Origin of the sequence: Rhizobium sp. Leaf262, from assembly GCF_001422245.1 — a bacterium.
Taxonomy (GTDB): Bacteria; Pseudomonadota; Alphaproteobacteria; order Rhizobiales; family Rhizobiaceae; genus Agrobacterium.
In genome coordinates this window covers 98,539-123,305 of record NZ_LMMM01000015.1, presented here as the reverse complement: position 1 = coordinate 123,305, position 24,767 = coordinate 98,539, and the positions used below count along the sequence as shown (strand labels likewise).

The 24,767-nt window shown below is 57.1% G+C and carries 23 protein-coding genes; 12 read left to right on the top strand and 11 right to left on the bottom strand.

The window, feature by feature from the left end:
• Positions 1 to 11: 11 nt before the first annotated feature.
• From ASF29_RS13195 to ASF29_RS13175, 5 genes are all read right to left on the bottom strand, one after another.
• Positions 12 to 341, bottom strand: a complete 330-nt coding sequence (locus ASF29_RS13195; protein WP_062451135.1) for a hypothetical protein — start codon at positions 339 to 341, stop codon at positions 12 to 14.
• A 95-nt stretch (positions 342 to 436) separates the two neighbouring features.
• Positions 437 to 1,465, bottom strand: a complete 1,029-nt coding sequence (locus tag ASF29_RS13190; protein ID WP_062451134.1) for a hydroxyacid dehydrogenase — start codon at positions 1,463 to 1,465, stop codon at positions 437 to 439.
• Between the two features lie 43 nt (positions 1,466 to 1,508).
• Positions 1,509 to 2,150: a ThuA domain-containing protein gene (locus ASF29_RS13185; protein ID WP_062451133.1), complete on the bottom strand. Its 642-nt coding sequence runs from the start codon at positions 2,148 to 2,150 to the stop codon at positions 1,509 to 1,511.
• Positions 2,151 to 2,167: 17 nt separating this feature from the next.
• Positions 2,168 to 3,268, bottom strand: coding sequence for a Gfo/Idh/MocA family oxidoreductase (locus ASF29_RS13180; protein WP_062451132.1), 1,101 nt, complete (start codon positions 3,266 to 3,268; stop codon positions 2,168 to 2,170).
• Between the two features lie 37 nt (positions 3,269 to 3,305).
• The gene (locus ASF29_RS13175) at positions 3,306 to 4,505 is read right to left on the bottom strand and encodes an ROK family transcriptional regulator (protein ID WP_062451131.1); all 1,200 of its coding nucleotides are present in this window, start codon (positions 4,503 to 4,505) and stop codon (positions 3,306 to 3,308) included.
• A 241-nt stretch (positions 4,506 to 4,746) separates the two neighbouring features.
• On the opposite strand from ASF29_RS13175, the gene ASF29_RS13170 reads away from it, so the two are divergent.
• From ASF29_RS13170 to ASF29_RS13150, 5 genes are all read left to right on the top strand, one after another.
• Positions 4,747 to 6,006 (top strand): extracellular solute-binding protein, encoded by a 1,260-nt coding sequence (locus ASF29_RS13170; RefSeq protein ID WP_244473557.1) that lies wholly within the window; start codon positions 4,747 to 4,749, stop codon positions 6,004 to 6,006.
• Between the two features lie 74 nt (positions 6,007 to 6,080).
• Positions 6,081 to 7,019, top strand: coding sequence for a sugar ABC transporter permease (locus tag ASF29_RS13165; RefSeq protein ID WP_062451293.1), 939 nt, complete (start codon positions 6,081 to 6,083; stop codon positions 7,017 to 7,019).
• Complete coding sequence (locus tag ASF29_RS13160) at positions 7,012 to 7,860, top strand: carbohydrate ABC transporter permease (RefSeq protein WP_062451129.1); 849 nt, start codon at positions 7,012 to 7,014, stop codon at positions 7,858 to 7,860. Before ASF29_RS13165 ends, ASF29_RS13160 begins: the two co-directional genes overlap by 8 nt.
• Before the next feature lie 13 nt (positions 7,861 to 7,873).
• On the top strand, positions 7,874 to 8,947 hold the full coding sequence (gene ugpC, locus ASF29_RS13155; RefSeq protein WP_062451128.1) for a sn-glycerol-3-phosphate ABC transporter ATP-binding protein UgpC: 1,074 nt from the start codon (positions 7,874 to 7,876) through the stop codon (positions 8,945 to 8,947).
• A 114-nt stretch (positions 8,948 to 9,061) separates the two neighbouring features.
• Positions 9,062 to 9,946 carry a DMT family transporter gene (locus tag ASF29_RS13150; protein WP_062451127.1) on the top strand — a complete coding sequence of 295 codons (885 nt, stop codon included), beginning with the start codon at positions 9,062 to 9,064 and terminating at the stop codon, positions 9,944 to 9,946.
• 101 nt (positions 9,947 to 10,047) lie between these two features.
• On the opposite strand, the gene ASF29_RS13145 is transcribed toward ASF29_RS13150, so the two are convergent.
• The 4 genes from ASF29_RS13145 to ASF29_RS13130 form a co-directional block, all read right to left on the bottom strand.
• Positions 10,048 to 11,355, bottom strand: a complete 1,308-nt coding sequence (locus ASF29_RS13145) for a citrate:proton symporter (RefSeq protein WP_062451126.1) — start codon at positions 11,353 to 11,355, stop codon at positions 10,048 to 10,050.
• Between the two features lie 98 nt (positions 11,356 to 11,453).
• A complete protein-coding gene (locus ASF29_RS13140) occupies positions 11,454 to 12,413 on the bottom strand; it encodes a tripartite tricarboxylate transporter substrate-binding protein (protein WP_062451125.1) in 960 nt (319 codons plus the stop codon).
• 132 nt (positions 12,414 to 12,545) lie between these two features.
• Positions 12,546 to 13,985: a sensor histidine kinase gene (locus tag ASF29_RS13135; RefSeq protein WP_062451124.1), complete on the bottom strand. Its 1,440-nt coding sequence runs from the start codon at positions 13,983 to 13,985 to the stop codon at positions 12,546 to 12,548.
• Positions 13,972 to 14,649, bottom strand: coding sequence for a response regulator (locus ASF29_RS13130; RefSeq protein WP_062451123.1), 678 nt, complete (start codon positions 14,647 to 14,649; stop codon positions 13,972 to 13,974). The genes ASF29_RS13135 and ASF29_RS13130 overlap by 14 nt, the downstream gene beginning before the upstream one ends.
• Positions 14,650 to 15,024: 375 nt before the next feature.
• Here ASF29_RS13130 and ASF29_RS13125 point away from each other — a divergent pair, with 375 nt between their 5' ends.
• Positions 15,025 to 15,765, top strand: a complete 741-nt coding sequence (locus ASF29_RS13125) for a FadR/GntR family transcriptional regulator (RefSeq protein ID WP_082453513.1) — start codon at positions 15,025 to 15,027, stop codon at positions 15,763 to 15,765.
• Between the two features lie 10 nt (positions 15,766 to 15,775).
• Here the strand turns inward: ASF29_RS13125 and ASF29_RS13120 are convergent, their stop codons facing one another.
• Together ASF29_RS13120 and ASF29_RS13115 are read right to left on the bottom strand one after the other, a co-directional pair.
• A complete protein-coding gene (locus ASF29_RS13120; RefSeq protein ID WP_062451122.1) occupies positions 15,776 to 16,570 on the bottom strand; it encodes a hypothetical protein in 795 nt (264 codons plus the stop codon).
• A 12-nt stretch (positions 16,571 to 16,582) separates the two neighbouring features.
• On the bottom strand, positions 16,583 to 18,367 hold the full coding sequence (locus tag ASF29_RS13115) for a heparinase II/III family protein (protein ID WP_062451121.1): 1,785 nt from the start codon (positions 18,365 to 18,367) through the stop codon (positions 16,583 to 16,585).
• 212 nt (positions 18,368 to 18,579) lie between these two features.
• Here ASF29_RS13115 and ASF29_RS13110 point away from each other — a divergent pair, with 212 nt between their 5' ends.
• Genes ASF29_RS13110 through ASF29_RS13085 form a run of 6 tightly spaced genes read left to right on the top strand, consistent with a single transcriptional unit; the run spans position 18,580 to position 24,702 of the window.
• Positions 18,580 to 19,530, top strand: a complete 951-nt coding sequence (locus tag ASF29_RS13110) for a sugar ABC transporter permease (protein ID WP_062451120.1) — start codon at positions 18,580 to 18,582, stop codon at positions 19,528 to 19,530.
• Positions 19,531 to 19,533: 3 nt separating this feature from the next.
• A complete protein-coding gene (locus ASF29_RS13105; protein WP_062451119.1) occupies positions 19,534 to 20,370 on the top strand; it encodes a carbohydrate ABC transporter permease in 837 nt (278 codons plus the stop codon).
• A gap of 4 nt (positions 20,371 to 20,374) precedes the next feature.
• Positions 20,375 to 21,547 carry a glycoside hydrolase family 88 protein gene (locus ASF29_RS13100; protein WP_062451118.1) on the top strand — a complete coding sequence of 391 codons (1,173 nt, stop codon included), beginning with the start codon at positions 20,375 to 20,377 and terminating at the stop codon, positions 21,545 to 21,547.
• Positions 21,548 to 21,562: 15 nt separating this feature from the next.
• The gene (locus ASF29_RS13095; RefSeq protein WP_062451117.1) at positions 21,563 to 22,672 is read left to right on the top strand and encodes an ABC transporter ATP-binding protein; all 1,110 of its coding nucleotides are present in this window, start codon (positions 21,563 to 21,565) and stop codon (positions 22,670 to 22,672) included.
• Positions 22,673 to 22,682: 10 nt separating this feature from the next.
• Entirely contained in the window at positions 22,683 to 23,381 is a 699-nt protein-coding gene (locus ASF29_RS13090) for a DUF624 domain-containing protein (RefSeq protein WP_062451291.1), read from the top strand.
• A 40-nt stretch (positions 23,382 to 23,421) separates the two neighbouring features.
• Complete coding sequence (locus tag ASF29_RS13085) at positions 23,422 to 24,702, top strand: sugar ABC transporter substrate-binding protein (protein WP_062451116.1); 1,281 nt, start codon at positions 23,422 to 23,424, stop codon at positions 24,700 to 24,702.
• The last annotated feature ends 65 nt before the right edge of the window (positions 24,703 to 24,767 follow it).

Here is a 24,767-nt window from a genome sequence, read left to right as displayed (position 1 = left end):
AGAAGGCTCACTCAATTCGCAGGGCAGGGTGTGCCCATCGCTCCGTTGTTCGTCGTACCCTGGGCTGTCTGGCCCGGGGCGCAGTTGTTGTTATTTGTATTACCATTGGTCTGGCCTGCGCCAGCACCGCTCGTCGTGCCGGTGTTGCCCGTGGTTCCGCTTGTACCTGAGCCACTAGCCCCGGCGCCACTGCCGGTGTTCGTGCCATCAGCGGCGCCTGCACCACCCGCAGCTCCACCGGCACCACCTGCTGCGCCACCACCGCTACCGCCTGTGCCCTGTGCAACGGCAAGAGATGCGAAGCTCAGTGCAAACACTGTTCCAATGAGATATTTTTTCACGATATTTCCTCCACTTTTCTGGTCTTGAGATCACCCTAACCGGACAAGATGGGTAGAGTTCCCGGAGGATCGGGCAGGAATTTGAGTCTCAGGCATCAGGAAATGCTGACGGGTTTCGAGCGAAGTCTGCTGGCCGTGGCAGGATCTGCGCGTCGGCAAAGCTGCGGTGGCAGGCCCTTCATGATCAGTTCGGCATCAGCGACTGCCATGGAGCCCAGTCTGTAGAACGCATCGAGCGTGCCGCCAGTGCGGTGTGCGGAAAGCAGCAGGCCGGGGATCGAGCGGACAGGATCATCCGCCGCGACGGGCTCATCAGGAAAGACATCGGTCGCAGCGCGAATGTGGCCGGATTTGACGGCCTCTAGCATCGCAGGGAAATCCACCACCGCAGCACGGCTCATCAGCAGGAAGGCAGAGCCCGGCTGCATGGCATCGAACTGGCGTTTTCCAATAAAGCCCTGGTTTTCGCTGGTTACGCTGGCAAAGACATAAACGACGCGGGATTTAGAAAAGACCTCGTCCAGCGTGCTCGGAATACAGTCCAAACGTTCGATGATTTCCGGCGGTAGCCATGGATCGTAGACATGAACCGTGTTTTTGAAAGGGCGGGTCAGCTCGCGCAATTCGCGCCCCAGGTCCCCGAAGCCGATGATGCCGATGGGCACACCGGCATAGCGGAACGTATCGACGTTTCCGGCAAGGCCGTATTCCTCGGTACCATCGCGAAACTGGCGGTCGGCCATTGTTATGCCGCGTGCCAGATCGAGCGCCATGCCGAGCGAAGCTTCCGCAACGGGCGATGAAAAGGCCGAGGCGGGTGTAATGACCCAGATGCCGCGCTCGACGCAGGCCTGATAATCGATATTCGGCAGGAAGTTGGATTCGACATTGATGATCGCCTTGAGTTTCGGCGCGCGATCCAGCCTCTCTTTCGGCATATCGGTCTGGCCGAAGATCAGGACGGTATCGGGAAGAAGGGCATCCACCTGTTCCGCAGGCATCTGCCGATCTTCCGAAATGACAAGTTCACCCAGCTTTTCCAGCCGGGCGCGAACATCGGGCTCCATGATCAGTTCAAGGGTCCGCGGCAGCGGATCGACCAGCACGATGTTGCGACCTGTCATGATACCTCCCCGTATGGGACGGCATCATTCCGTCCCGATTTCGTTACCGCGCGGCCCAGTTTGCGCCGCGACGGAAGATTTCCCGCATCTGCGGGACCTCGAACTCTTTCGCGACATGGCCGAGCGCCGAATAGAACACGCGGCCTTTGCCGTAGTTCCGCTTCCACGCCACTGGCATCACCACACCGTTGATCCACCACGCATGATCACCGGTAAAGGTGGTCGTTGCCAGCACCTCGTTGGATGGATCGACATGCATATAATACTGTTCCGACGTGTAGGGAAAGTCGGTGATCCCTTCCATGATCGGATCATCCGGCTTGGTGATATTGACCTTGTAATCGATGATGTTGCCGGGGTGGGCGACCCATTGGCCGCCGATCATGAACTGGTATTCCACGCATTCGCGGAAACTGTCACCCGCGCCACCGTGGTAACCTGCAATGCCCACACCGTTTTCGACGGCAGCGGCAAGGTTCTTGATCTCTTCTTTCTCGATCTTGGACATGGTGACAATCGGCACCACGAGGCTCAGATCATGCACGGATGGGTCCGCAAAAGCCTCGGTGCTGTGCTCGACATAGACCTTGAAACCTTCCTCCTCCAGAAGATCCTTGATGATGACAGAGCATTCCTGCGGTTCGTGACCGCTCCATCCGCCCCAGACTATCAGTGCTTCACGCATTTCATTCCTCCTTGAAATTATTTGCCGATCTGGCCGTCAACCAGCGATTCCGCCAGCGGTGCCGGACGGTCGACGGCAGTGGTGATGGTGATGGTCGTGCCGGTGTCGGATGCGGTCTGGAACGCTTCCATCACCTCCAGCACATGCAAGGCGAGATCGCCATTGGCGCGATGCTGCCGGTTGGAGCGGATGGCATGGGCCATATCCGCCACGCCGATGGAGCGGTAATTGCCATCCGCATAGGGCGATGACAGCTCCTGATTTTCAAACTGGCCACCTTTTTTCAGCAATTGCACCTCGCCACCGAAATAGTTGGGGTCAGGCACAATAAGCGTGCCTTCGGTGCCGTAGAGTTCCAGCGGCACATGCTTGTGTCCGGCCACATCGAAGCTCATGCCGACCTGTACGACAGCGCCGTTCTGAAACGCCAAAGCACCGGCCACATGGGTGGCAATCTGCACCGGTATCTTTTCGCCATTGCGCGGTTCGCTGGTAATCACCCGCTCCGTGCGTGGCGAGAAGGCAAAGCCCGCGACCTTGGCAACGGGGCCGAACAGGTTGACGAGATCGGTGATGTAATACGGTCCCATATCCAGCATCGGCCCGCCGCCAACTTCGTAATAGAAGGCGGGGTTGGGGTGCCAGCGCTCGTGGCCGGGGCACATGAAGGTGGCCGTGCCGCCAACGGGCATGCCAAGAACGCCTTGGTCGATCAGCGTACGTGCCGTTTGATGACCTCCGCCAAGGAATGTGTCGGGGGCAGCGCCGATGCGCAAGTTTTTGGCCTTCGCGGCTTCGGCCAGCTTCTTGCCTTCCGCGAAATTGATGCCGAGCGGCTTTTCGGAATAGGTGTGCTTGCCCGCCTCCAGCGCCCGCAACGCCACCTCGACATGCGCCTTGGGGATCGTCAGATTGACGATGATCTCGATGTCCGGGTCGACAAACAGCTCATCCACCGTCCGGGACGTCAGGTTGAATTCCTCGGCCTTGGCCTTTGCCATATCCGCATTCATGTCGGCCACGCCGAGAATGTCCAGAATGGGAAAGGATGTCATCGCTTTCAGATAAGCACCGGAAATATTGCCGCATCCGATGATGCCTATGCCGACTTTTTTCATGTTCTCTCTCCCGTCATGATGTGAACCCGCTCCCTCCTCAGAGAGCCGGACCCGTGGTGTTCCACGGCGATTCGTAAAGCTCGTAAAGCGCTACGGCAGCAGCCCCCTGCGCCCACAATTCATCGCTCGATTTGTCGAAAACCAGTTCCGCCACGCCTTGCAGGGAAGGCGGCACGGAGGTCTCGTAGGCGGTGCGGATGCTGTCGATGAAGGGTGCGCCGAGTTCCAGACTGGACCCGACTATGATGACCCGCGGCGGCGCAAACAGCGTGACGATATTGGCCAGCGTCAGCCCGATTGCCGCCCCCGCCCGCTCGGCGGCGGCAATGAGGTCGTTGTCCTGCGCCAGCACCAGCGTTTGTGCATGCTGCATGCCGCGGCCAAGACGAATGGCCTCCGCAAAACGTCCGTCAGCGGGACGTGATCCCAAAATGGCATTCTCTCCCGCCTGACTGGCCAACCGAACCGTCCCTTGCGGGCTTGCCACGAGAACAAGATCGCCGAGATTGTGGCTGAGGCCACCGGCACCGCGAAACAGATCGTTCCTGTGCAGCACGCCCAGACCCAAAGTCTGCTCCAGCGAGATCAGCACCATGTCTTCCAAGTCTCGCGCCTTGCCGAACCAGTGGTGGCCGAGTGTCACGGCATGGGCATCGCTTTCTATGATGGTCGGCGTGCCGAAACGCGCTGTCATCTCACCGGCAAAGTCGATATTCACTTCGCGCAACACCGGGCTGGAGCGGATTTTTCCCGTTCGATGCTCGATCACGCCCGGCAGGCCGAGGCAGACCATATCGACATCTTCCAGCGACAGACCGGCATCCACCACGCAGCGTCGCACGCCATCCTCGATCAGATCGGCAATGACACCAATCGGCTGGCGGTCGATGCGGATGGGAAGCGCAAGCGTGGACAGCACATTGCCGCAGAAATCCGTGACCACGAACACCATGCCGCTGGCCGCGATCTTCGCACCCACCACACGCGCCGCATCCGGATTGAGTTCCAGCATCACCCGGGGACGCCCACGCGCGCCTTCTGTTCTGATGTCGCCAAGATGCCGCGAGAGAATTAGCCCGTCATCCAGCAAGGAAGCCGTAATCGCCGAGACGGTTGTCGTGGAAAGCTGCGTTCTTTCGCTGATCTCCACCCGTGAAATCGGCCCGTGACGACGCACGGTATCAAGGACGTTCAGGCGATTGATCGCGCGCATCAGTTCCGGGTCTGCGGTCTTCATGATTTCCAGTCGCGATCAAGCCAACGTGTAAGGCGGTATTTATATCGGATTGCGGATTAAATAACCGGGTCAGCTAGGGGTGTGTCAAGCGCAAAGCTGAAAATAACAGCAATATGCCTTGACAATGAGCGCATCCTTATATGAATTAATCCGCATTGGGGAATAATTGGTGAGGAACGTCCCCGGGAGGATTACCATCATGACGAATAAGCACGCAGGCGCAAGCCTGAGCGGCAAGTGGATGTCGTTTGCCGCAACCACAGCCATCACATTCATGTTAGGCACCGCGGCGGCATCTGCCGCGACGGTGGTCAAATGGATGCATGTGGAACTCGATCCGAAGTCCGTGGCTGTCTGGGAGGAAATTGCCAAGGATTTTGAATCCAAGCATCCGGATGTCGATGTTCAGCTTCAATTCCTTGAAAATGAAGCCTTCAAGGCAAAACTGCCGACGCTTTTGCAATCCAACGACGTTCCCGACTTTTTTTATAGCTGGGGCGGTGGTGTGTTGGAGGAGCAGTCCAAAACCGGCGCTCTGAAAGACCTGACGGAAGTGTTCGATGCCGATGGCGGCAAAATCCGCAAGGGCTATAACCCGGCATCCATTGAAGGTCTGTCCTTTGATGGCAAAGTCTGGGCGGTACCGTACCGCGTCAGCCTCGTCAGCTTTTTCTACAACAAAGAGCTTTTCGCCAAGGCGGGCGTGAAGGCGGAAGATATCAAGACCTGGGACGATCTCGGCAACGCCGTCAAAACCATCAAGGCTGCGGGCATCGTGCCGATTGCCGGTGGCGGCGGTGAAAAATGGCCGATCCATTTCTACTGGAGCTATCTCGTCATGCGCAATGGCGGGCAGGCAGTGTTCGATGCAGCTCGCAAGGGTGAGGGCGAAGGCTTCATGGACCCGTCCATCATCAAGGCTGGGGAGCAGCTGGCAGAATTCGGCAAGCTCGAACCTTTCCAGCCCGGCTATCTCGGCTCCACATGGCCGCAGGCGCTTGGCGTGTTTGGGGATGGCAAGGCCGCGATGATCCTCGGTTTCGACAATACAGAAGCCAACCAGCGCAAGAATGCGGGTGACGGCAAAGGTCTCGCGCCCGAAAATCTCGGCCGCTTCGCCTTTCCAGCCGTCGAAGGTGGTGCTGGCAAGGCAACCGATACGCTCGGCGGTCTGAACGGCTGGGCTGTCACCAAGAATGCTTCCAAGGAAGCCATCGAATTCGCGACCTTCCTGACCAATGCCGAGAATGAAAAGAAAATGGCCAAGGCTGGCATGATCCTGCCTGTCGCCGTTGGTGCCAGTGAGGCTGTGACCAACCCGCTGATGGCTGGTTCTGCAAAGCAGCTTTCCGAGTCCACCTGGCACCAGAACTTCTTCGACCAGACGCTCGGTGCCGCCGTTGGCCGCGTCGTCAATGACGTCTCCGTCGAAATCGTTTCGGGCCAGATGACGCCCGAAGAAGGCGCGCAGCAGATTCAGGATGCCTTCGAGCTTCGCTGATCCCGCCTGAACGACAGGACGCCGCCTAGTAACTGCGGCGTCCTTCGCCCCGCGTGAAACCGAAAGCGGACATGATGTCGAATATTTCCATCAATGCAGCACCTGCATTGGCCAAACCACTGACGAAGTTGAAGCGCAAACAAAGCTCGGTCGCGCATGACCGTGCCTTGACGCTGCTGATCTTCCTGCCGCCTGCACTTCTTCTCTTTACCCTCTTCGTCATCCTGCCGATGGGCGAGGCGGCGTGGTACAGTCTCTATCGCTGGAACGGTTACGGCACGCCCACCGATTTCATCGGGCTGAAGAACTTTCAGGTTCTGTTCGGCAATGCTGCCTTTTCGCAGGCGCTGATCAACAATGCCCTGATCATCGTGATTTCGATCTGTATCCAGATCCCGCTGGCCATCTGGCTGGCAACGATGCTGGCGCATAAAATTCCGGGCGTCGTCGCTTTTCGCCTTGTCTTCTTCCTGCCCTATGTTCTGGCTGATGTCGCCGCAGGCCTGATCTGGCGCTTCGTCTATGATGGTGACTACGGCCTCTTCGCCGCGATTTCCAACTTCTTCGGTTTCGCCAATCCTTATGTGCTGGCCGACAAGGATGTGGCGATCTATGCGGTGCTGGCCGTTATCGTCTGGAAATATTTCGGTTTCCACATGATGCTGTTCATCGCCGGCCTGCAATCGGTCGACAAGAACGTGCTGGAAGCGGCGGAAATCGATGGCGCGACCGGCTGGCAAAAGTTCCGCTATGTCACGCTGCCCATGCTCGGCTCCACCGTGCGTCTTTCCATCTTCTTTGCCGTGATCGGTTCGCTGCAACTTTTCGACATGATCATGCCGCTCACCGGTGGCGGTCCGTCCAACTCCACGCAAACCATGGTGACCTTCCTTTATACCTACGGCGTCATGCGCATGCAGGTCGGTCTTGGCAGTGCGGTCGGCGTGGTGCTCTTCGTCATTTGCGTCACGCTCGCCTTTGGTTACAAAAGGATTTTCATGCGCCATGACTGATACATCCACATCCATCCGCGTGAGCACGCAAACGAAGCTCTATCTTTATGTATCGCTCGGCCTCATCGCAGCCATCGTGCTGGTGCCACTTTTGACCACGGCGCTGGGCGGCTTCAAGACGCTGGGGGATCTGCGCGTGAACCCCTTCGGCCTTCCGGCTGAATGGCAATGGTCCAATTACGGCGATATTCTTTTCGGTAAGCGTTACTGGCTGCAAATCTTCAATTCGCTGGTCATCGCCGTTCTCACCGTATTCCTCACGCTCGTCGTTTCCGCCATGGCGGCCTTTACCTTCGCGCATGTGAAGTTCTTTGGCTCCAATTTCCTGCTGAATTACTTCCTGCTGGGGCTGATGTTCCCAGCCGCCACGGCCATTCTGCCGCTCTTCATCCGCATCCGCGATCTTGGCCTGCTAGATACCTATTGGGGCGTCGTGCTGCCGCAGGTGGCATTTGGCCTCGGCATGAGCATCCTGCTGTTTCGCAACTATTTCAGAAACCTGCCGGATGAGCTGTTTCAGGCGGCCTTCGTGGATGGCTGCGGTTATCTGAAATTCTTCTGGTACATTTCCATGCCGCTCTCGCGCCCCATCATCGCAACGGTTGGCATCGTCTCCTTCGTAGGAAGCTGGAACAGCTATATCCTGCCGCTCATCATGCTCAATTCGGAATCGAAGTACCCGTGGCCGCTCGGCATCATGGTCTATCGCGGCGAATTCGGCACGGAATGGCAGCTGGTTCTGGCCTTCATCACCATGACGATCCTGCCAACCATCATCGTCTTTTTCCTTGCACAGAAACACATCATTGCGGGTCTGACGGCTGGCGCCGTCAAGTCCTGATCAGGAGCAGAACATGGCATCCGTCGAACTTAAAGATATCCGCAAGTCCTATGGCTCGCTTGGTGTCATTCACGGCATTTCGCTGGATATTGCCGATGGCGAATTCATCGCGCTCGTCGGCCCCTCCGGCTGCGGCAAGTCCACGCTGCTGCGCATGATTGCAGGGTTGGAAGAAATCACCGATGGAGACATCATGATTGGCGGCAACGTCGTCAACGAGATGACCCCGCGGGAACGCAACATCGCCATGGTGTTTCAGTCCTATGCACTCTATCCGCATATGACCGTGGCTGAAAATATGGGCTTCAACCTCAAGATCGCAGGCCAGCCGAAAGCCGTGATCGATGAGCGCGTGGCCGAGGCCGCCCGCATGCTGGATCTGGCCAGCCTTCTCGAGCGCAAGCCATCGCAGCTTTCCGGCGGCCAGCGCCAGCGCGTGGCCATGGGCCGCGCCGTGGTGCGCAATCCCGCCGTCTTCCTGTTCGATGAGCCATTGTCCAACCTCGATGCCAAGCTGCGCGTGCAGATGCGCAGCGAAATCAAGACTTTGCATCAGAAGGTCGGCACGACGTCTATCTATGTCACCCATGACCAGATCGAAGCCATGACCTTGGCCGACCGCGTGGTCGTTCTCAACCAGGGCCGCATTGAGCAGCAAGGCACACCGCTGGAACTCTACAAGACACCCGCAAATCTCTTCGTCGCCGCCTTCATTGGTTCCCCCGCCATGAACCTCATCGAATGCATCGTTGATGGAGAAGAGGGCGCACCCGCAGCCCGTCTGGATGACGGCACGGCCATCCGCATCTCACCAGACCGCAAGGTCAAACGCGGCCAGTCCGTCACCATCGGCCTTCGCCCCGAACATTTCGCCATGGACGGTAGCGGCGACGTAGCGGTAACGGGCAAGACGCTTCTGGTCGAGCCGACCGGCGCACAAACACATGTCATTTTCGATCTGGCGGGGCATCACGTCACGGCTGTGGTGGATGGTGAGCAACTGGTTCGCATCAACACGCCTTTTGCGGCCAACATCAGCCGGGATCGCGTCCACGTCTTCGACAGGGCGTCGGGCTTGTCTCTGTAGTCGCTGGTATACGGAAGGGAAAATCGCAAATTCGCCGACAGGCCTTTATTAGCACTGGCAAGCCATCTTCATCTCGTACTACATGGCGCGGTAGCAATGAGGCCTGGCGGCGCGATGAAAACAACTGATCACAATGACAGGCCCATGCTGGGCATTGCCCTTGCATCGGGCGGCTACGGCTGTTTCGCGCTACAGGATGCAATCGTGAAATGGCTGGTGACGGATTACGCGGTGCCGCAAATCCTGTTTGTCCGAAGCCTCGTCATCGTCTTGATAACCGCCACGCTTGCGGCATATTTTCGGCATCCTTCTATCTTGAAAAGCCGATATCGCGGAACGCTGGTGTTGCGTGCCGCACTGATGCTCGTCGCGTGGCTTCTGTTTTACAATGCAGCACGGTTTCTGGGGCTTGCGGAACTCACGACGCTCTATTTCTCGGCGCCGATAATCGTGGTCTTCCTGTCGATTCTCGTTCTGAAGGAAAGTGTCGGCACCGGCCGCTGGATCGCATGTGCGGTTGGTTTCATCGGCGTCGTTGTTGCGGCCAACCCCAGCCATTCTCCAAGTCTCATTCCCGCTGCCATGTGCCTCATTGCGGGTTTCTGCTGGGCTTGGAGCACCATTCTGGTGCGTCTAGTCAGCCGGACTGAAACCACCCTGACGCAGATGTGGGCGACGAGCCTGCTGTTTGGAATAGCCTGCGCTCTTTCGTTTCCGTGGATATGGAAGACGCCTGATGCTATGGAATGGGCGCTGATGGTGGCACTCGGTCTAGTGGCGACGATCGGCCAATATCTTCTCTATGAAGGTTTCCGCTACGCCCCCGCCTCGGCACTGGCACCCGTCGAATATACCGGCCTCATCTGGGCTTTTCTCTACGGCTACATCATCTGGGCAGATATTCCCGCAATAAACGTCTTCGTCGGGGCAATTTTCATCGCCGCTGCCAGCCTGATATTGGTCCTGTGGGAGAGGGGTAAGACGTCGGCTCCGGTTTAACAACATAAGCGCAATATTTTTTGTTTTACCTGCCTCTGACAGGTGGCGTGTCGGACGGCCTCGGTCTCCAAGGCCGTCCGACTATTGTTTTTGGCGATGGATCAGAACACCGGAACCGCACCGGTGATGATCGCGCCGAACAGCATGACGACCGCCAGCAGTGCGGCCCACTTCAACGTAAACCTCTGATGTGCACCAAACTCGACCTTGGACAGCCCCGTCAAAACATATGCGGCAGGCACAAGAGGGCTCAACATATGGACCGGCTGGCCGATGAGCGATGCGCGGGCGATGACCTCGGGCGGAATGCCATAGGCTGCCGCAGCATGGGCAAGAACCGGCACAACGCCGAAATAAAAGGCGTCGTTTGACAGAAAGAACGTGAACGGCCCGCTCAGCAGGGCGGTGATCAGCGGTATGTACTCACCTGCGGAGGTAGGGATAACGTTGACGACGCTTTCGGCAAGCGCGGTGGTCATGCCGGTCCCCGACATGATGCCGGTAAAGACGCCTGCGCCGAAGACGACGGAAACGACCATGAGAACGCTTCCGGCATGCGATTCGATGCGCTCTCGCTGGGCGGCGATGCCGGGGAAGTTTATGGTCAGGGCCAGAGCGAAACCGACCATGAAGATCAGGGCGAGCGGCAGCACGTCCATGATGAGCATGACCAGAATGGTCACCGTCAGCAGGCCATTGAAGAGTTGAAGCGCGGGCGAGCGGCTGACGACGCCCTGGCCCGCAGCATCAGCGGCTATGCGTGCTTCTTCGTCGCTTTCGCCATTCATCGTGATGACGCCAAGTCTGCGACGTTCCTTGAGGCCGAAATAGACGGCAACGAGAACAGCGCCAGCGATCGCCATCATGATGGCAGGGATGAGCGGGAGGAAAACCTGGCTGGCATCCACTTTCAGCGAAGCCATGACGCGCGCCGTCGGGCCACCCCATGGGGCGATGTTGACGATTGCATTCGGCAAAACCGTAACGGCGGGCAGGATCAGCGGGTTGATACCCATGCGGCGATGAAGCGGCATCATGGCGCTGACAACAAGCAGAAACGTTGTCGAACCATCTCCATCGAGTGAAATGACGGCAGAGAGAATTGTCGTTCCGACGATGATCCGCAGTGGGTCGCCGTGACACACGCGCACGACGAAACGGATCAGCGGGTCGAAAAGGCCCAGATCGATCATCAGCCCGAAGTAGAGAATGGCAAACAGCAGAAGCACCGCAGTCGGCGCGATGCTCTTGACGCCGGCCATCGCCATGTCAGGAATTTGCGGACCAAAGCCACCAATGATCGCAAACAGGATCGGCACGGTAATCAGCGCTATCAACGCCGACATGCGGTTTGTCATGATCAAGGCCATGAAGGTCGCGATCATCGAATATGCAAGAAGTGTAAGCAAAAGACCTCCTGTCGCACCCGGCAGAATGTCGGATGCTTCGTCGCTTTTGTGGGTTGTCGAAATATGTCGGTGAAAAAACCCGTTATCGTCTCAGGTCGTCAGAGCGGCTCCCGCTCTTTGGTCGCCTTGGCAGCGTGGTCGCTGACGAATTTTGTGAGTTCTTCGCCGACAAGCGGAAATGGCTGTAAATAATTTTGAGTGAGAATTTTGCTGTAGGCAGGTTGTGACATGGCGGTTTTGAACGTTTCCGACCAGAAGGCATAATCCGCATCGCTGACGTCAGGTCCCATATAGACGCCGCGAACAACGGGCCAGACGATGTCGAAACCCTGTTCCCGCGCCGTTGGAACCGATCCCAATTTTCCTTCCAGTCTCTTATCGGAGTAGATGGCGAGCAGACGGGCCTGGTCACCAGCATCGATCCGGGCCTGCGACGTTGCCGCATCGTTCATGCAGACCTGAACGTGCCCGCCAATAAGCGCAGTCATGCAGTCGCCGCCACTTTCGAACGCGACGAAGCGCATTTTGCGGAAATCCACGCCTGCCGCCTTGGCAAGGCTTGCCGCACGCATCCAGTCGCGTCCGTTGATGGTGCCAGCTCCCGCGATAACGATCGACTGGGGTGCCTGCGCAATCGCGGCGACCAGATCCTGCAAAGAGTGCCACGGCGACTGGTTGCTGACGGCGACCGCACCATAATCGAGGCCAAGGACAGCGACCCAGCGAACGTCGGTCCAGTCATGCGCACCGAATTTTCCACGGGCAAGATTGAACAGCGAGCCCTCGGAAAATGCGACGAGGCTACCGGCTTCCGCACGACGGGTGCTTGTAAATGCGTTGAATGCGATGGCGCCGACGCCGCCCGGCAGATGTTCTATGGCCAGCGGCTGGTTCAATGCAGTCGTGAGTGCCAATGCCTTCTGCGCTATCTCGCAGGTCAACTGGAAGCCGCCATCCCGCTCTGACGGAATGACACATGTCGGGTTGGCCGGGCTCGCCATGCTGCCGCTTGAACAGAGCAGTGCCGCAAGCACTATGAAGAAATATCTTATACTCACACGTTCCTCCCAAAGAACGCTGGCCGTTCAATATCCGCCACCAGTCGGTGTGCGATAATATGGACCCAATCCTCCAACAGCGTTTTCGATCGAAAACCCACGTTAGCCGGGACAGATAACGCAACTTGGCTGTCAGGAAGCTGTCAAACCAGATTTTGCGTGCTGGACGTGTTGAGAAAGGGTGAGTGTAGCCTCCAGTCCGCCATCTTCGCGATTTCTCAGAGTGAGATCGCCGCCGTGTGCACGTGCAACCTCGACGACTACGGCAAGTCCAAGGCCTGCGCCATCACGATTGCCTGTCTGGTCGAGATGGCGTGCGCCGATTTTGTCTATCATCGCCTCGTCCATTCCCGGACCTTGATCCGAGAACCTGACATGCACAAGCCCGCTGGCAGCATCGATCTGCATCGTTATGCTTCCGTATTTGGGTGAGTGCCGTATGGCGTTGTCGAGCAGGTTGCTGAGTGCTTCGAAAATGAGGGTTTCCGAACCGCTTGCAAGTATGGGTTCATCTGGTGCGTCGATATTGAGATCGACGCGGTTCCGGCGCGCGTCTGCAAGCCGAATGCGCGCCAGTTCCGTCAGCAGCGCATTGACATCGACGGGCAATGTTGCGTCGGGAAGAATGTCATTGGCGAAGTTTCGCACACGCGCCATCGACAGGAAATGGGTGGTGGTGCGCGCGGCGCGCTCGACGATGGCCCGCATCGCCTGCAGGACAGAAAGACGCTCGTCGGCTGAACGGCTGTCTATTGCATAATCGATCTGGGTCCGCAAAACGGCGATGGGTGTACGCAACTGATGGGAGGCGTCATCCAGAAGATGGCGCTGTGCCTCTGCCTGTGCGGCATGTCGTGAAAGCAGACGGTTGAACGTATCGACGAGCGGATGGATTTCTCGTGGCAGGGCCTTGGCGTCGATGGGTGACAGGTCGTTCGGCTCACGCTGTTCGAAACCCTCGCGAAGTGCTGAAAGCGGTGAGAGGGCGCGTGAAAGACCGGCGAGCAGCAAGGCAACGACCGCAATCACGCAGACGAGGTTGAGCGCGGCGGTGCTTTTGATGATCTCAAAGCGAAACTCGTCACGGGACTGCATGCTTTCCGCCACCTGTATGATGATGGTCTGCGGTTTGGCTGCACCGTACAAAGGCTTTTGCAGTGTCCGTTTGAAAATGCCCATGCGGACGGGTTTGTCGAGAAAGACGGCATTGTAGAAATGATACCCTTCGCCGGAAAACGCACGGGGTTGGGGCAGAAAACTGTCGCCGATTTCCACCAGACCGTCTTCCGTCGCCACGCGAAAGTAAACTGCCCCCGACGCCGTTGCCTCGAATGCCTCGAACAGAGGGTAGGGCAACTCGATGCCGATGCCACCGCTCTGCGTCGAGATGTTCAGATCGATCGCACGCAATGCGCCGGCGATGGAGCGGTCGTAAGCGCTATCTGCAAGGCTCGTCGCAGTCGAGCCGGTCACGAATGCGGTTCCGGCGACCAATGCTATGAGGGCAGGGGCGACCCAGATCGCTACCGTCAGCAACAAAGAGCGCCCGGAACCCCTTTCAGGACTGGCCATCGAGCGCCTCGAGAAAATAACCAAGCCCTCTCAACGTTATGATGTGGACATCGGAATTTTCCAGTCGCTTTCGCAGCCGGTACATCATCACTTCCACTGACTCCAGCTGCATTTCCTCGTCCGAACTGATCAAGCGATCAAGTATCTGCTGCTTGGATACCGGCTCGCCGATGCGCTGGATAAGGATCGCCAGCACCGCATGTTCCCGAGCCGTCAGCGTCAGGCGCGCGCCCTTTAGGGTGAAAAGCTGCTGCGACTGGTTGAAGCTCAACGAGCCGCATTCGTAAATTCCCCGACCGTGTCCACGGCTTCGCCGCACGAGGGCGACAAGGCGTGCTTCCAGTTCCGCCACCGAAAACGGCTTGGCGAGAAAGTCGTCCGCACCTGCGTGAAGCAAGGCGATGCGGTCAGGCAGATCGTCCTTGGCGGTCACCACGATGAGCGGCGTCGCATCACCACGGTCCCTTATCTTGTCGAGCAGGCGCTGGCCGGTCAGCAAAGGCAGACCAAGGTCAAGAATGATAGCGTCGAAGGTTTCGGCTGCGATCCGGCGATCTGCCTGCATCCCGTCCTCTTCCCATTCTACGAAAAGGCCGCGCTGTTGCAGGGATCGCTGAAGCCAAAGCGCCAGGTCCTTGTCATCTTCAACCAACAGTAACCGCAAACAGCCGCTTCCTCTTTTCAAGTGTCATGCTTTTTGACGCTCATGTCGCCATATCCATAAGACGACAAGATGGCGTCGTTGCAATGCGTCGCGGGTCGGAAAATCATATTCTGCCTTGGCAGGTCCGGGGTGTGCCGATTTTACATCGTCAAGCTGTCGGAAAACTGACGATGCCTGTGGAGGAGGGATTACCCACAGTCCTCAAAAGGGTGCAGGGTCAATCCCGCACGTCGCTTTGATTGGGTCAAGTTTCAATCACTCATCAAGCGAGTGGAAATACATCAGACAGAATTTAATAGATATTGAATTTCGATGAAATTCATCATACCTTTACGTCATCTATTCCTCTTTCTTTATTGTGGATTCCAACTCGATATGGCTTCTCAAGAAAAAGTCCGCTCCAAAAGTGGCGGCTCACTCGTCAGTCAGGTGAGCGGGTTGCTTCGGGAAGACATACTGTCCGGTAAATACGGACCCGGCCAGCGGCTTCCCAGCGAGGTGGAGTTGACGGAAGCACATGGAGTCAGTCGAACCGTTGTTCGGGAGGCGGTGACGGCGCTGCGGTGTGACGGTCTTGTCGAGGTTCGCCAAGGGGCGGGTATTTTTGTCCTGCGTAAGCCGGAAGTCCAGCCAGCCGATGTGAAAGGGGAAAAGGCCCGCATTTCGTCGGATCTAGAGGTGCTGGAAATCCGCACACCGCTTGAAATCGAGGCGGCGGGGTTGGCTGCGATGCGTCGCTCGCCATCGCAGGAAGAGGCTATTCTGGACTGTCATGCGAGGGTATACCGCTGCATCGAGCAGCAGCAATCCATTCGTGATGCAGATCTTGCGCTTCATCTTGCCATTGCCGCCGGCACCAACAATCCGCTTTTCACGCAATTCCTTGAGCTACATGGTCCCGCCGCCATTCCGCAGTCCAAAGTCGTTCCCGGCAGCGATCAGGCGGATCAGACTGCCTACAGGCGGCTTATTCACCGGGAGCATGAAGCCATTGTCGTGGCAATTTCCGACAGAAACGAACAGGCAGCAAAGCTTGCCATGCAGGAACACCTGCGAGGAAGCCAGCAACGTTACCGCGATATGATGCGCGATCTACGTGGTATTGCCTCGAATTGAGGCTCGCCTGTCAAGGCGTGAAGGGGCGGTCGCGTCCCCAGACCTCGATTTGTGTCAGGGCGGGAAACGGTGATGGGTCTTCCGCCTTTTCCAGGTCATGCAGCCTGATCCATTCGATCTTCCTCTCGCTGATGGGAAAGGCCTGCGCGGAGCCCGTTTTGCGCAGGTCGAGCGAGAACGTTTCCCCATTTGAAAGGCTGACGAACGCCTTTTGCCACCACGCGTCGTGGGGAAAATCCGCGCGCAAATACAATCTGATCTCGTCGATGATCACCTCGCGACCGAAGCTGACCGTCAGCGCCGCTGCCGGATCCTTGTTGATGCCCCAGCTCGTGTAAGGCCAGAAGCCGTGATTATCATTCGCCTTCTCGCCATCGATCGCGTTTCTTGCGGCAAATGCTGCTTCTCCCCTTGTTTCCACATTTGCGGATGCATGCGGGAATAGGGTTTCATTGCCATGGTGATCGAACGGATTAAGGGCAAGATTGCGCCGACCATCCATCTCGACTGGGAGCGCGCGGCGTACCGACAGGCGGTGCAGGTTGCCGCTGAAAGACTGCGGCGGATAGGATTCCCGTTTTGCTGCAGGAACCGGAAAGGCAAAGGTCCCGCCAGTCGTGTAAATCGTGACGGGCTGTAGAGCAGCATCGAGAGCGAGCTCTACAAAACCCGGCTCCGATGCTTCCAGCTCAATGATATCGCCGGCAGCATATTCCTGCCTGTAGACCAGAAAAACCTCTTCACAAGCCCGCGCATGTGCCAACACCGATCCTTGGGCGTTGATGATTTTGATCGTCAATTCCATTGGCGTCCTCATTCATCGGATGGTCAGGCAGAAGCGCCTTTCATGCGCTTTCAGCACAATGCGGTAAATCTTTTCGGGCCAGGATTGCCTGAGCCGGGCGTCGTCAATGGGGATCGCCTCGATCGAGGGCGCGCCGATGCCTTCCAGCCCGATCTCCGCGAGGTCGGCGAGGCGCAGGATTCCTGCTTCGAAAACAGGGACTTCGACGCTCATCAACACAAGCTGAATATCGTCATCGCCGTCATAGCTGTCCCGGATCTCGATATGGCTGTTTCTGAACAACTCCACCGTCCGGCGGTAGCGGTGGGAAGATACGGGTGCCGGATAGGCGCCGGACATGTCGAACGAAACGCGCGCGCCGGCGTCCTGAAAGTCCGCAGAAAAATCCTGCGCGCCATAGTCGGTTCCTGCGCCTTGCATCGCGCCGCCGATGACAGGCAGATTGTGGTAGCCGGATTGCATCGTCCAGATCTCGTAGCGAGATGGCGAAAAGGTCTTTGCGGTGTAGCTGCCCACGCCGACATCTATGAAGAGTGGCTTGCCATTTTTGTAGATGATGAAGCTGCCAACGTCGTTGTGATTGTGGCTTTCACCATTCGTGCCAGCCTTTACGGCGAGATCGAAGATGGCATCTCGTGCAATGAAGAGGCCGATGCTTGGGTAGAGCGCGTCGGTCTTGTCTCGGGCAGCCTCGCCTTCCATCATTGTCGTCGCCGTCAGTATTGCGAGAATGCGGTACCAGAGGTTCCATTCCGACGTCATCAACCGATCCGCGGAGGCTTTCCAGCGTTCGACTGCAAAGGCCTGTAGCTCCTTGGAGCCAACTGCTGCCCCAAACAGATATTCCCGAATGCCCGTTGTTTCATACGTTGCCGGTGCGTCCGCGAAGTTGAAATATCGGCTGCCGGACACATGCATATGCACGATGAACTCCGCCATGTTGCGAAGTTTCGGCGTGCTGAAAAGAGGTGTCAGCGCCCCACCCGATACCCTGTCGAGTATCGTCATGGCTCCGAAGAGGCAGAGAGATGCGTGGCCGTAGTAAAGAACGCCCTCTTCGCAGGCTCCGTCTTCGCCGTAGTCTTTTTGAAAGGCATCCAGGCTTTTCAGCGCCTTGCAGGCGACTTCGTATTTCGTGGTCTCGTCCTGCGGCAGCAGAAACGTCGACAGAAGGACATTCTGGGTAATCCAGGCCGTCCAGTTGTTCATCCGTTCGTCACCGTTACCCATCCACCAGAAATGCTGCGTCAGGTAGGGGCGGGTGATTCTTCTGTCGATTTCATGGCGTACACGTTCCGTCACTACCGGAGCTACGCCTTCTATTTGGCCGGACAGAAGATGAAGGCAAAGCGCCAGGTTCGCGCCTGTCTCGGCCGCAAAAAGGTCAATGACCGGATGGTCCGTGCCCGGTAGCGGCGCGCGTGCTCCTCCGCGAATCTGGGCGTTGTGCGCCGGTAACTGCCAGCCACTTTCCTCGCAGATGAGCCATAGCCCATCCACGATGGCGTCGAGGTAGCGCCCCGCGCCCTCCAGGCACTCGCCGAGCACAAGCGCGTTCAGCTGCAGGCGGCGTGAAAAATAGAGGTCTTCGAAGCGGGTCCGGTTTCCCGTCAGCGTGTAGTCTCGATAGTGGCTTGCGAGAAGAAGCGGCCAGGGTTTCGCCGCCGCCTCATCTGCCGCTCTGATGATCTCGCTGCGTGTTTCAGCAGAGGCAAGCTCACGCAAGCGCCTGGCGTCGATATCGCCGCCAAACTGCGTCAACCGCTTCGGAAACGCCTCTATCAAGCCCGTGAACACTATCGTCGCTTCTCTTTGTTTCCCGCGAATGACGTAACATCTATCATACGGATTTTTACAAAACTACAAATTTGTATGATCATATGCAAAGTTGTTTGACCAGTGTGTGTTTTGTGTTATCAAAATGCAAGGAGGCGGTCTGACACTTGGTCATGGCCGTGGTGGATGGCGCGTCATTGCGTCATGAGTGGTTAAGTCCTTGGGAGGTGTCGGTGGCGATTGCGAATGCGAGCGTATCCGAAGAACAGGCGTCGCCTCTTCGCAAGAAGAAGGTGCGAATTGTCTCAAAGCGCAGGCGCAAGATCGAAAACGCGCTGATTGCCTATTCCTTCATCGCGCCGAATTTTCTCGGCTTTGCGATTTTCACGCTCGGCCCCATTCTCTTCGCCTTCGTCCTTGCTTTCATGCATTGGGACGGTTCGAACCCCATGCGTTTTGCCGGGCTCGACAATTTCTGGAGGCTGTTCGAAGACCGCGCCTTTATCGCCGCCTTCTGGAATACGGTTATCTATACGGTGGTTTCCGTGCCCGCGACGCTTGCTTGCGCTCTCGGGCTTGCCATTCTGCTCAACCAGAAAATCTGGGGGCGTAATTTCTTCCGCACAGCGATGTTCTTTCCCTACGTCGCTTCGCTCGTTGCCGTAGCCGTCGTCTGGAACATGATCTTCAATCCGGAGATGGGGCCAGTCAACATGCTGCTCTACACGCTTGGTCTCGATCCCGCCGATATGCCCGGCTGGGCCGCAGACAGGCACTGGGCCATGGTCACGGTCATTCTTTTCGGCGTCTGGAAAAGCATGGGTTACTATATGGTGATCTATCTGGCCGGGCTTCAGGGGATCAATTCCGAGCTTTATGAGGCTGCCGGTCTTGATGGTGCAAATGCCTGGCAGAAGTTTATCCACGTCACGCTGCCGCAACTTGGGCCGACGACTTTCTTTGTCACCGTCATGCTGACGATCCAGTCTTTCAAGGTTTTCGATCAGGTCTACATGATCACGCAGGGCGGCCCGGGCACATCGACGCTCGTTCTGGTCTACCACATCTACAACGAAGCCTTCATTTCCTGGGATCTGGGCTATTCGAGCATGATTGCGCTCGTGCTGTTTTTCCTCGTGCTCGCCGTCACCGTCATTCAGTTCAAGCGTCAGCGGGAGGATTGAGCGATGCGTGTCATGGGTCGCAAGGTTTCCGTCCAGACGATTGCCGTCTATGTTGCGGTGATCTCCATAACGCTGATCATGCTGCTGCCCTTCGCATGGATGCTTTCGGCATCTTTGAAGCTCAGCCGTGATGTCTTCGTTTTCCCGATCGAATGGATTCCGTCGCAACCAAGATGGGAGAACTACACGGAGATATGGACGAAGATTCCGCTTGCGCTCTTCATCTACAACACGTCGAAGCTGACCATCATCGTCACACTGCTTCAGCTTTTGACGTCGAGCTTTGCGGCATACGCTTTCGCCAAGCTCCACTTCCCCTACAAGAACACACTGTTCCTTGGCTATATCGCCACTATCGCCATGCCGTGGCAGGTCTACATGGTGCCGCAGTTCCTGCTGATGCGTGAGCTCGGGCTCAACAACACGCATCTGGCGCTGATCCTGCTGCAGGCTTTCACCGCCTTCGGTGTCTTTCTCATGCGGCAGTTCTATATGTCCATTCCCAATGAACTGTGCGAGGCCGCCCGCATCGACGGCATGAACGAATATCAGATATGGGCGAAGATCATGCTGCCCTTGTCCAAGCCAGCCCTTTCGACGCTCACCATCTTCACATTCGTTACGACCTGGAACGATTTCCTCGGCCCGATGATCTATCTGACCAAGACGGAGCTCAAGACGATCCAGATCGGGCTGCGCATGTTCATCTCACAATATTCCGCGGAATACGGGTTGATCATGGCTGCCTCGGTCGTCGCGCTCATCCCTGTTCTGATTGTTTTTCTTGCGCTCCAGCGCTTCTTCGTGGAGGGCGTTGCGTCTTCCGGCATAAAAGGTTGATCTCATGCTTGATGTCGTAACAACGGGACCGGAACCGATCACCGATCAGGGCGTGGCAGACGCGCTTGAGGTCGCGGTGGCGCAGGTGCGGCGGAATTTGCCTGCATTCACCTACCGTGCGCAGAACCATTCGAGTGTCGATAATGTCTATCCCTCCGTCGCGAACGACCAGTGGACGGCGGGTTTCTGGCCGGGGCAGATCTGGCTTGCTTACGAGCATTCAGCCGACAAGACGTTTCGTTACGCGGCGCAAATTCAGGTGCAGAGTTTCCTTCACCGCATCGAGAACCGCATCGAGACCGACCATCACGACATGGGCTTTCTCTATTCGCCATCCTGCATCGCAGCCTGGAAGCTTGTGGGCGATGAAGATGGTAGAAAGGCTGCGTTGCTGGCTGCCGATCAGTTGATGGAGCGTTATCAACCAGTCGGGCAGTTCATTCAGGCCTGGGGCCGCAAAGGCAATGCCAACGAATATCGCTATATCATCGACTGCCTGCTGAACCTGCCGCTCCTCTATTGGGCAAGTGAGGAAACCGGTCGTGAAGATTATCGCGAGGTGGCGCTTGCCCATGCGCGCACCACCCTTGCCCATTCCGTTCGGTCCGACGATTCGACCTATCACACCTTTTATATGGACCCGGAAACCGGTGCGCCCGTGCGCGGCGTGACCAAGCAGGGATATAGCGACGAAAGCTTCTGGGCGAGGGGGCAGGCGTGGGGTATCGCCGGAATGGCTTTCTCCTACCGTTATGAGCGACTTGCGGCCTATCGCGATACATTCGAGCGGCTGCTGAAGTTTTATCTCGACCGTCTGCCAACGGATCTCGTTCCCTATTGGGATCTCGTCTTTTCTGAGAAGGATCGCGAGCCGAGGGACAGTTCAGCTGCAGCAATCGTCGCCTGCGGGCTGCTTGAAATGGCCGATCTGGAAACGCCGGAAAAGGCTGAAGAATACCGACAGCTCGCTCGGCGTATCGTGAAGAGCCTGGTCGATGTCTATTCGGTAAAAGACCCCGACATTTCCAACGGACAGCTTCTGCACGGCACCTATTCCAAGAAGACCCCGCACAATACCTGCCGGGGTGAGGGTGTGGATGAGTGTGTAGCCTGGGGCGATTATTATTACATGGAAGCACTCATTCGGCTGTCCCGCCGCTGGTCTTCATACTGGTGAGGGCACGAGGATAAAATGGCCAGCATTTCCCTGAAAAAACTCAACAAGACATTCGGCGCCCTCAAGGTCGTCCACGATATCGATCTGGAAATTGCCGATAAAGAATTCATTATTCTCGTCGGCCCCTCCGGGTGTGGCAAGTCGACGACGCTGCGTATGATTGCCGGGCTGGAAGAGATTTCCGGCGGGGAACTTCTTATCGGCAATGATGTGATGAACGATGTGCCCTCGAAGGACCGTGACATCGCCATGGTCTTTCAAAACTACGCGCTTTATCCGCATATGACGGTCTACAAGAACATGGCTTTCGGCCTTGAGCTTCGAAAGGCACCACGTGACTTCATCGACAACAAGGTGAAGGAAGCGGCACAAATCCTCGATATCACCCACCTGCTGAACCGAAAGCCCAAGGCTCTTTCTGGCGGGCAGAGGCAACGTGTTGCGCTTGGTCGCGCCATGGTGCGCAATCCCGAGGTGTTTCTTCTGGACGAGCCTTTGTCCAATCTGGATGCGAAGCTGCGCGGCACGATGCGATCCGAAATCAGCAAGCTCCACAAGCGGCTCGATGCAACATTCATCTATGTCACGCATGACCAGATCGAAGCCATGACGATGGCGGATCGTATCGTGGTGATGAAGGATGGCTATATCCAGCAGGTCGATACGCCGCAAAATCTCTATGACAGGCCGATCAATATGTTCGTCGCCGGCTTCATCGGCGCGCCGCAGATGAACATGCTACCAGTGGTCCTGCGGCGGCAGGGAGATGTGTTTCTCGCAGATTTTTCGGGAGCGAAGATGGTTCTGCCGCGCTCCATCGATCAGACGCGGCTTCAACCTTACGAAAACAGGAATGTCGTTCTCGGCATAAGGCCTGAAAATTTCCACGAATTTGCACCGGCAGATATCGATGCAGCGAACACGTCACCGTTTCGGGCAACCGTAGAGCTTGCCGAACCCATGGGCTCGGAGGTTCATCTCAATCTGTTGGCAGGAGGCATCGGCATGGTCGCAAAAGTGTCGCCGCGTTTCCGGTCGAAGATCGGCGATGAGATCGAGCTTGTTGCCGATTTAACCAATTGTCAGCTTTTCGACCCGGAAACCGAACGATCCATTCTTTATTGAGGACGGAATGATGCAGTGGCTTGCGGACATGTGGGTGAAAGAAGGCGCTGGCATCGCGAAGGATGCTCCGCAGCCGACAGGCATGGCCCTGTTCTTCGATATTCTGAAGCGCGAATGGTGGGAGGTGGTCAAACTCAATCTCCTCTTCATCATCGCAAGCCTCTTCGTCGTCACCATCCCGGCAGCGCTGGTGGCAATGGCGCGCGTTTCACGCAGTTTCGCTGCGGATGAAAACGTCTACCTCCTGCGAGACTTTCTCGCGGCACTGAAAACGCATGCGCTGCGGGCGACCGCCCTCTTCGCGGTCTGCTTTACGGCGACGGGTGGAGCGCTCTACGCCACGATCAGCTATGCCTCGGCCGCGCGTTCGCAGCTGATCTACAGCCTCCCTCTTGCCGTCAGCATTGTTGTAACTCTCTATCTGGCGATCGTGACCGCTTATGCATTCGTGTTCCTGGGAAGCCGGAATTCGAGCGTGAGCGGCAGCCTGAAGCAGGCAGCTTTGGCTGCTCTGGCAAGACCGCTGCCGATGATCACGGCATTGGCTTTCGTCGCAACACTGTGGCTCGCGCATATTCTTTTCTACCCTGTATCGGTCTTCATGCCTGCGACCATCAATTTCTCGCTCGGCATGTTTGCGCTCTGCTTTGCCGCCCGTGGCGCCGGTGTCTCGCAGAATGAGGCAAAGGAACCGCTTTCTCGTCAATAATCAACAATTCCAGATGATCTACTTAGGGAGGAGACCTACGATGAGACTTCAAATAACAAGACGCGCCTTTGCTCTCGCGACGGCGTCAATGACGGTAGCGGCGGGCTTCGGCGGGGCCGCATTTGCACAAAGCGACGCTCCGGTTACCCTTAAATGGGCCTTGTGGGATTTGGACAAGGGAGCCTATTTCAAGCCGCTGATGGATGCCTATCAAAACAAGCATCCCAATGTGAAGTTCGAGGCGGTCGATCTCGGATCACAGGACTATACGCAGATGATTTCCACCCAGCTCACGGGTGGCTCCAAGGACATCGACATCGTAACGATCAAGGATGTGCCGGGCTATGCCAACCTTGTTCGGGCGGGCAACATCGATGATCTTACCGGCTTCATGAAAGATCAGAAAATCGATGCCGCGTCCTATGGCGGATTGATCGAAGAAATGACGATTGACGGTAAGATTTATGCCCTTCCGTTCCGATCGGACTTCTGGGTGGTCTATTATAACAAGGATATTTTCGACAAGGCAGGCGTACCCTATCCAACAAACGACATGACCTGGGCCCAGTTCGACGAGATCGCGGGCAAGCTCAAAGGCGGCATGGGTGTCAATCGTACCTATGGTGCCTTGTTGCACACCTGGCGTTCCACGGTGCAATTGCCCGGTATCCAGGATGGTAAGCACACGTTGGTCGATGGAAATTACGAGTTTCTGAAGCCTTGGTACGAGAGAGCGCTGGCGCTGCAAAAGAGCGGTGCCATCCCGTCCTACGCCTCGCTGAAAACATCCAACACGCATTACTCGGCATTGTTTTTCAATGGCACCATCGGAATGCTGCCAATGGGGACGTGGTTTGTCGGAACGCAGATCGCCAAGGTGGCATCCGGGGAATCGAAGAGTGCCAACTGGGGCATTGTAAAGTTCCCGCACCCGGAAGGCGTGGCGGCAGGCACGACGGCAGCCCAGATTTCCGGCCTTTCGGTCAACAAGAACTCCGGACATAAGGAAGCAGCACTCGATTTCATCAAGTTTGCAACCGGACCGGAAGGTGCTGCCATCGTCGCTGCCACGGGTACGTTCCCGGCATTGAGATCGGATGACGTTGCGGAAAAGATCGCGGCGCTGCCCGGCTTCCCGCAGGACGAAAACAGCAAGGAAGCCTTGAAGGCCGGTAAGGCCTATCTTGAAATGGCGGTTAATCCAAACGCGGCCCGCATCGAGGTCGTCCTGAACCGCGTCCATGATGCGTTGATGACCGACAATATCTCCGTAGACGATGGCCTTAAGGAGATGGACGAAGGCGTCAAGGCCATCAAGTAACGACGACTGGTCGTCGCGACATGGTCGCGGCGGCCAAACCGCTCCCGTACCGAAAGACCCAAGAC